Genomic DNA, 6,354 nt, shown 5'->3' with positions numbered 1-6,354 from the left:
GAGCTGCTCGGCCCGGTGAAGCTGCCGCCCGGTGCGCGCCGACCACCGGGGATTTCGGCCGACGGTCCGGTGACCCGGATGCTGGTGCGGGTACGCCGCGAGCAGGGTCTGGCACTGGCGGCCGCGCTGCGGCGCGGCGTCGTCGTGACCAGTGCCCGGCAAACCGACGAGCCGGTCCGGGTGCAGATCGACCCCCTGCACATCGGTTAGTTGTGGCGGGCTGCTTCCTGGGCGAGCTGCACGCGCGAGGTCAGGCCGAGCTTGGTGTAGACGTGGGTGAGGTGGGTTTGCACGGTGCGCGGTGAGACGAAAAGCCGTACGGCGATGTCCTTGTTGCCGAGACCCTCACTGACGAGGCGGACGACATCGCGCTCGGTGGGGGTCAGCGAGGCCCAGCCGCTGGCGGGTCGTTTGCGTTCGCCGCGGCCGCGTTGCGCGTAGGCGATCGCCTCCTCGATGGACAGCGCCGCGCCTTCGGCCCAGGCGGAGTCAAAGTCCGTGTCACCCATCGCGTCTCGCAGCCTCGCCACCGAGGCCTCGTAGCCGGCGTTCCAGACCTTGAAGCGGACCTCGCCGATGCGTTGCCGGCTTCCGTGTGCCGCGCCGAAGAGCCGCGCGGCTTCGCGGTGACTGCCGGCCTCACCGGCCAGAGCGGCGAGGCACTCCAGGGTGTCGGAAATGCCCAAGTACGCGTGCATGATGGCGGCGAGCGCTAGCACGTCGTGGGCGTCGCGCTCGGCCTGCTCCGGCTCACCTTGGGCGATCGCGACGCGCGCGCGTGTCGTTAGCATCCACATCTGCCACCAGCCGGTCCTAATCGTGACGGCGTCGTCGGCCCAGCGGCGGGCCGCGATCAGATCCCCGCCCGCCAGTGCGGCCTGTGCACCGACGGCACGCACCATCGCCGCGGCCGCCGGCAGCCCACTGGCGTGCTGCCAGGCCGCCTCGGTTGCTTCCCGCGCCGCCGCAGCATCGCCGGCGGCCAAGGCCGCGATAGCCAACGCCGAGTAGGCGCCGCCGGCTTTAACCCCACCCAGCTCGGCGGCGGCCTCGACGGCCGCATCAGCCGCGACCCGGGCCGCATCCGTCTCACCCCGGTATGCCAGCGCCTGGCCCAGAAACATGAGGCTATCCGCTCTCCAGACCTCATCGTGTGCTGTTTCGGCTTCGGCGGCCACCGCGCCAAATTGTGCGGCGGCTCCGACCGGATCGCCCTGAAATAGCTGTGTCACTCCGAGGCACCAGCGGCACCGGCGCGAGTTGAACCGGTCACCGATCGCCTCGGCGAGATCGCGTCCCTCTTCAGCGGGTGCGCGCACCGCGACCGGATCACCCGCCCGAAGCGCCGCGGCCGCCTGAAAGGCGAGGATCTGGCTGAGCCTCCACCGATCGCCCGAGGCCCGGGCCAGGCCGATCGCCTCAGCGAGATGCCTCTGGGCCGCCTCAGGATTGGTGTAGGCGGCGATGTAACCGCAGGCGGTCAGTGCCCTGGCCAGCAGCGCCGGCTCGTCAATGTGGCGCGCGATCGCCAGCGCTTGTTCGGCCTGATCCAAACTCACGGCGGCCATCCAGGTGGCGAGCAGGGCGCGGTCGGCGAGCGCCCGTGCCCGCACCGCGGGCGCCACTTCGGCGTGCTGGGTGTTGTCCTCGGTGAGGATCGTGTCGAACCAGGCCAGCCCTTCCCGGACGCGGCCCCGCGCGAGCCAGAGCGGCTGCAACGACGACGCCAGCCGCATTGCGAGCTCGATATCAGACTTCTCGAGGCTCCACCCGAACGCGGCGCGCAGGTTGTCGATCTCGATTCTGGCCCGCTCGAGATGCTGCTCATAGTCACTCCCTGCGGGCGCATCGAGCAGGCCCGCCAGCGCCGTGCAGTAGTCGCAGTGACGCGAGCGGACCGCATCAGCCTCGCCGGATTCGCCGAGTTTTTCCTGGGCATACTGGCGAACCGTTTCCAGCAGCCGGTATCGCGTTCTGCCGTTCGCGTTTTCGGCCACCACCAATGATTTGTCCACAAGCAGAGTGAGCTGGTCGAGGACTTGATAACGCGCAAGCCCACCGGCGCCCGCGACCGCCTGGGCGGCGTCCAGGTCGAAGCCGCCCAAAAACACCGCCAGCCGACGAAGCAGCATGCGTTCGGTTTCGGTCAACAGCGCATGCGACCAGTCCACGGAGGCGCGTAACGTCTGCTGGCGGCGCACCGCAGTGCGTGCACCACCAGTCAACAACCGGAATCGGTCATGCAGGCTGTCCAGGATCTCGGCCACCGACAACGCCCGCACCCGAGCGGCCGCCAGCTCGATCGCCAGCGGCATCCCATCCAAGCGGGCGCAGATTTCGGCGACGGTCGCGGCGTTGTCATCGGTAATGCTGAAGCCGACACTGGCCAGCCGAGCGCGGTCGGTGAACAGTTCGATCGCCTCATCGGCCACTGACAGCGAGGGCACCCGCCACGTCGCCTCGCCCGGAACTCCGATCGGCTCACGACTCGTCGCCAACAGCGTCAGCGCCGGCGCCCGACCCAGCAGCGCGACCACCAGCTCGGCGCAGGCGTCCAGCAGATGCTCGCAGTTGTCCAGCACCACCAACATTTGCCGATCGCGGGCAAACCGCCACAGCGTATCCATCGTCGATCGGCCCGGCTGGTCGGGCAAACCCAGCGCGCGGGCCACCGCGACCGGCACCAAAACCGGATCAGCGATCGGCGCCAAGTCGACATACCAGACACCCTCGGCGTAGTCGCCCGCCAGCCGGTTGGCGACTTCGACCGCAAGACGCGTCTTGCCCGACCCGCCTGCACCGCTCAGGGTGACCAATCGGCTCTGCGTCAGCAGCTTGGACACGTCGGCCAGCTGTGGGCCCCGGCCGACAAAGCTGGTGAATTGCGACGGAAGACTATGCCCAGCAGCACTTTTCACCGTCTGCAACGGTGGGAACTCGTTGCGCAGATCAGGATGGCACAGCTGCACCACCCGCTCCGGACGCGCGACACCGCGCAGCTCGTGGGCACCCAGATCGGTTAACCACACATCGTCGGGCAGCGTGTCCGCGACAAGTGCCTCGGTCACACCCGAGAGCACCGTCTGCCCGCCATGAGCCAGATTGCGCAGCCGGGCGGTCTTATTGATGGTCGAGCCGATGTAGTTACCTTCATCGCGCAGCTGCACCTCACCGGTGTGCACACCGATGCGCAAGCTGATCGGCGCCAGCGGTGCCCGTTGCAGCCCCAGCGCACACGCCACGGCATCACTGGCCCGCGCGAACGCCACCACAACGCTGTCACCCTCACCCTGCTCCATCGGGCGCACCCCGCCATGAGCGGCGACCAGCTCCGACAACACCCGATCCAGGCGCACGAACGCCGCCGTCATCTCCTCGGGCTGGGTTTCCCACAGCCGCGTGGAGCCCTCGACGTCGGCCAACAGCAACGTCACGGTGCCGGTCGGCAATAGTGCGCTCACGCCAAGATCGCTCCAGTCCACCAGCGGCACGTCCGCGCGTGGATCAACCTCGCTCATGCTAGCCAGCATGCGGCCACGACGCGCTATGAACATCAGCGCAAACGCGCATCTTCCTGCCCTGGAGCGCGGATTTGCGACCCCTTGGCACACGCCTCGCACAATCTGGTATTACCAAGCGGTATTACCGTTGATAGGCTGGCTCGTATGCGTGTGACGAGCAAAGGCCAGGTAACGATCCCGCTCGGGGTGCGGCGCAAGCTCGGGATCGAGCCGGGCTCCGAGGTCGAGTTTGAACTCGACGAGCGCGGCGCCCGGCTGGTGCGCGTCAAGGCCACCCGGGGCAAGACGATCGCACGTCGGATGCGCGGCCGCGGCACCGTCGCGATGAGTACCGAGCAGATCATGGCGCTCACCCGCGGCGACGAGTAGCTCGGCGGTGGCCGGTACGCTCGTCGACTCGAACGTGCTGCTCGACCTTTTCACCGAGGACCCCCGCTGGTGTGATTGGTCTGAGACGCGGCTTGCCGATGCCCTCGACCGTGGGGCAACGCTGATCAATCCCATCGTCTACGCCGAGATCTCAACTGGTTTCGAGCGAATCGAAGAACTCGAGCAGGCATTGCCAGCGGAACTGGAGCGCGAGGCCCTGCCATGGGAAGCCGCCTTTCTGGCCGGCAAATGCTTCATCGAATATCGGCGACGGGGAGGCCAGAAACGCTCGCCGCTGCCGGATTTCTACATTGGCGCCCATGCTGCAGTGACCGGGCGTGCGCTACTGACGCGCGATCCCCGCCGCTATCGGTCTTTCTTCCCGCGCCTTGAGCTGATCTCGCCGTGAACGGGCCGGTGCTGAATTCCGGCCGGCTTAGACGATTTGGATGCCCAGAATCAATGAGAGGCCGCGTTCAATTTGGTGCATTGTGTCGGGCGCCAGGGTGCCCAGTCGCTCCAGTAGGCGGCGGCGAGCGACGGCGCGGACGCCGCGACAGACGGCGACGCTTTCGGCGTCTACGCCTTCGGCGGGTGAGACGTGTGGCCGCAATGGGCTGTGGGTCAGTGAGCTCGACACCGGTACTACGACGATGAGTTCGTCGTCGATGCCGGCGAGTATCTCCTCGATCGAGACGACGACGGCGGGGCGGTGTTTGCCGGGTTCGCCGGTGCGCGCGGCGCCGAGGGCCACGAGCCAGAGTTCGCCGCGCCGCGGTTCAGCCAAGGCCGTCGCCGACGGTGGTATCCCAGTCGCCGTTCTCATCGCGTACGGCTTGCAGCGCCGCCTCCGCGCGGGCGGCGTCGCGTTCGGCGCGGAAGATCGCCTCACATTCCGCACGGGTGGCGAGTTCGGTGAGCAGGGCAGCGATAGAAACACCTCGCGCGCGGGCCTGGGCGGCTAGCCGGTCACGCGTATGTACCGGAACCCTGATAGTAGTCGTTAAAGTAGACATAACTAGTAGTCTAGCGAGTAGACGCCTGTTAGCGCCTCAATCTTCCCGGCAACGTGGCGGGCTGCTTCTTGGACGAGTTGCGCCCGCGAGGTGAGCCCCAGCGTGGTGTAGACGTGGGTCAGGTGGGGTTGCACAGTCCGCGGTGAGACGAAAAGCCTTGTGGCGATGTCGTTATTGCGCGGATTTTGGAGCTCAAATCCGCCGGGTCTCAGATCCGTATCCCTGCCTTGGCTCTCATCAGGCGCGCGCAATCACGAAGTGCGAGGGTGTCGAAAAGCGCGAGGCAGGCCGGCAAACACCTAGATGACAGCATGGCATCATTAGAGGTGATGCTATGCTGTCACCGTGCGGACCACGGTGACGCTGGACGACGACACGCTCGTCGCCATCAGGCGACTGATGCGTGAACGCCGCATATCGTTCAAGCAGGCGCTCAATGACGCCATCCGGCAAGGCGCACAGCGGCGACCGGCTCCCGCGGTCTTCGAAACGCGCACAGCTGATTTGGGCGTGCCGTCGGTCAACCTGGACCGAGCACTGCAGATCGCCGGCGAACTCGAGGATGAAGAACTGATCCGGCGACAGCGCCGCCGCGCATGAGGATCGTCGACGCCAATGTCCTCCTGTACGCCGTCAACACCGCCGCCGAGCACCACGAGACCTCACGCCGCTGGCTCGACGGTGCGCTCTCCGGCGGCGACACCGTCGGTCTGGCCTGGGTGCCGCTGCTCGCATTCGTGAGATTGACGACTCGGCATGGGCTTTTCCCTTCGCCCCTGACTGCCGACGCGGCAATGGCTCAAGTGCTCGACTGGTGTAACGCACCAGCCTCCCTCGTCGTGACGCCTACCCCCCGCCACGGCGACGTGCTGTCCGGGCTGCTTTCGCAAGTCGGCGCGGGAGGCAATCTCGTCAACGACGCCCACCTGGCCGCATTGGCGATTGAGCACCGCGCACGAATAGTAAGTTACGACAGCGATTTCGGGCGATTCGACGGCCTGCGGTGGGAGACTCCGGAGTCATTATTGGGCTGACGGGACTCAATCAACCCCTCCGCGCATTACCGCACGTCAACGGGTCGGTCCCGCGATTGCCGCAGGTCGCTCCCACAGCCATTAAGGTCACTTATCGCGCAGATCCCTAGCCCGGCTGGGCTGCACCCGTTTGGGTTCTCCCGGCATCTTTTGGAGTGTCACCGTCCTGCTGATCATGCTTAGGTGCGTATTTCCAGCTCGCGACCATCACCAAATGCGGCGGGCTGTCGGGCGAGTTCTCGCCTGGAGGATCAGGCGTGACGGGCTGCTTCTTGAACGAGCTGCACGCGCGAGCTCAGGCCGAGCTTGGTGTAGACGTGGGTGAGATGCGACTGCACGGTGCGGGGTGAGACGAACAGCCTTGTGGCTATGTCATTGTTGGCCAGCCCTTCGCTGACGAGTTGAACCACTTGA

The 6,354-nt window shown here is 66.6% G+C and carries 8 protein-coding genes and 2 pseudogenes; 5 read left to right on the top strand and 5 right to left on the bottom strand.

The features are described 5' to 3' along the window. Nucleotides 1-210 (top strand): annotated as a pseudogene (locus tag JO236_RS09095) (primosome assembly protein PriA); the annotation flags it as partial. Here JO236_RS09095 and JO236_RS09090 read toward each other — a convergent pair. Continuing rightward, the gene (locus JO236_RS09090) at nucleotides 207-3,461 is read right to left on the bottom strand and encodes a helix-turn-helix transcriptional regulator (RefSeq protein ID WP_293327641.1); all 3,255 of its coding nucleotides are present in this window, start codon (nucleotides 3,459-3,461) and stop codon (nucleotides 207-209) included. The pseudogene JO236_RS09095 and the gene JO236_RS09090 overlap by 4 nt on opposite strands. A 204-nt stretch (nucleotides 3,462-3,665) precedes the next feature. Here JO236_RS09090 and JO236_RS09085 point away from each other — a divergent pair, with 204 nt between their 5' ends. Then, complete coding sequence (locus tag JO236_RS09085; protein ID WP_293327635.1) at nucleotides 3,666-3,890, top strand: AbrB/MazE/SpoVT family DNA-binding domain-containing protein; 225 nt, start codon at nucleotides 3,666-3,668, stop codon at nucleotides 3,888-3,890. A gap of 7 nt (nucleotides 3,891-3,897) precedes the next feature. Then, nucleotides 3,898-4,299: a type II toxin-antitoxin system VapC family toxin gene (locus tag JO236_RS09080; RefSeq protein WP_293327632.1), complete on the top strand. Its 402-nt coding sequence runs from the start codon at nucleotides 3,898-3,900 to the stop codon at nucleotides 4,297-4,299. Nucleotides 4,300-4,326: 27 nt separating this feature from the next. Here the strand turns inward: JO236_RS09080 and JO236_RS09075 are convergent, their stop codons facing one another. The 3 genes and pseudogenes from JO236_RS09075 to JO236_RS09065 form a co-directional block, all read right to left on the bottom strand. Continuing rightward, nucleotides 4,327-4,677 (bottom strand): type II toxin-antitoxin system PemK/MazF family toxin, encoded by a 351-nt coding sequence (locus JO236_RS09075; protein ID WP_293327630.1) that lies wholly within the window; start codon nucleotides 4,675-4,677, stop codon nucleotides 4,327-4,329. Then, nucleotides 4,670-4,906 carry an antitoxin gene (locus JO236_RS09070; RefSeq protein WP_293327627.1) on the bottom strand — a complete coding sequence of 79 codons (237 nt, stop codon included), beginning with the start codon at nucleotides 4,904-4,906 and terminating at the stop codon, nucleotides 4,670-4,672. Before JO236_RS09070 ends, JO236_RS09075 begins: the two co-directional genes overlap by 8 nt. A 2-nt stretch (nucleotides 4,907-4,908) precedes the next feature. After that, nucleotides 4,909-5,082 (bottom strand): annotated as a pseudogene (locus JO236_RS09065) (response regulator transcription factor); the annotation flags it as partial. Nucleotides 5,083-5,251: 169 nt separating this feature from the next. Between JO236_RS09065 and JO236_RS09060 the strand changes: the two are divergent. Both JO236_RS09060 and JO236_RS09055 read left to right on the top strand, forming a co-directional pair. After that, nucleotides 5,252-5,506 carry an antitoxin gene (locus tag JO236_RS09060; protein ID WP_293327622.1) on the top strand — a complete coding sequence of 85 codons (255 nt, stop codon included), beginning with the start codon at nucleotides 5,252-5,254 and terminating at the stop codon, nucleotides 5,504-5,506. Further along, nucleotides 5,503-5,940 (top strand): type II toxin-antitoxin system VapC family toxin, encoded by a 438-nt coding sequence (locus tag JO236_RS09055; protein ID WP_293327619.1) that lies wholly within the window; start codon nucleotides 5,503-5,505, stop codon nucleotides 5,938-5,940. The genes JO236_RS09060 and JO236_RS09055 overlap by 4 nt, the downstream gene beginning before the upstream one ends. A gap of 251 nt (nucleotides 5,941-6,191) precedes the next feature. Here the strand turns inward: JO236_RS09055 and JO236_RS09050 are convergent. Continuing rightward, the coding region (locus JO236_RS09050; RefSeq protein ID WP_416362198.1) for a response regulator transcription factor at nucleotides 6,192-6,354 on the bottom strand (163 nt) is incomplete at its 5' end.

The organism is Mycobacterium sp. (assembly GCF_019247635.1).
Lineage (GTDB): Bacteria > Actinomycetota > Actinomycetes > Mycobacteriales > Mycobacteriaceae > Mycobacterium.
This window is presented reverse-complemented; position numbering and strand designations above follow the sequence as displayed.

Bases quoted from the DNA above. Each gene is read 5' to 3' on its own strand.
- JO236_RS09085 (WP_293327635.1), top strand. From the start codon at position 3,666: ATGCGTGTGACGAGCAAAGGCCAGGTAACGATCCCGCTCGGGGTGCGG.
- JO236_RS09055 (WP_293327619.1), top strand. From the start codon at position 5,503: ATGAGGATCGTCGACGCCAATGTCCTCCTGTACGCCGTCAACACCGCC.
- JO236_RS09070 (WP_293327627.1), bottom strand. From the start codon at position 4,906: ATGTCTACTTTAACGACTACTATCAGGGTTCCGGTACATACGCGTGAC.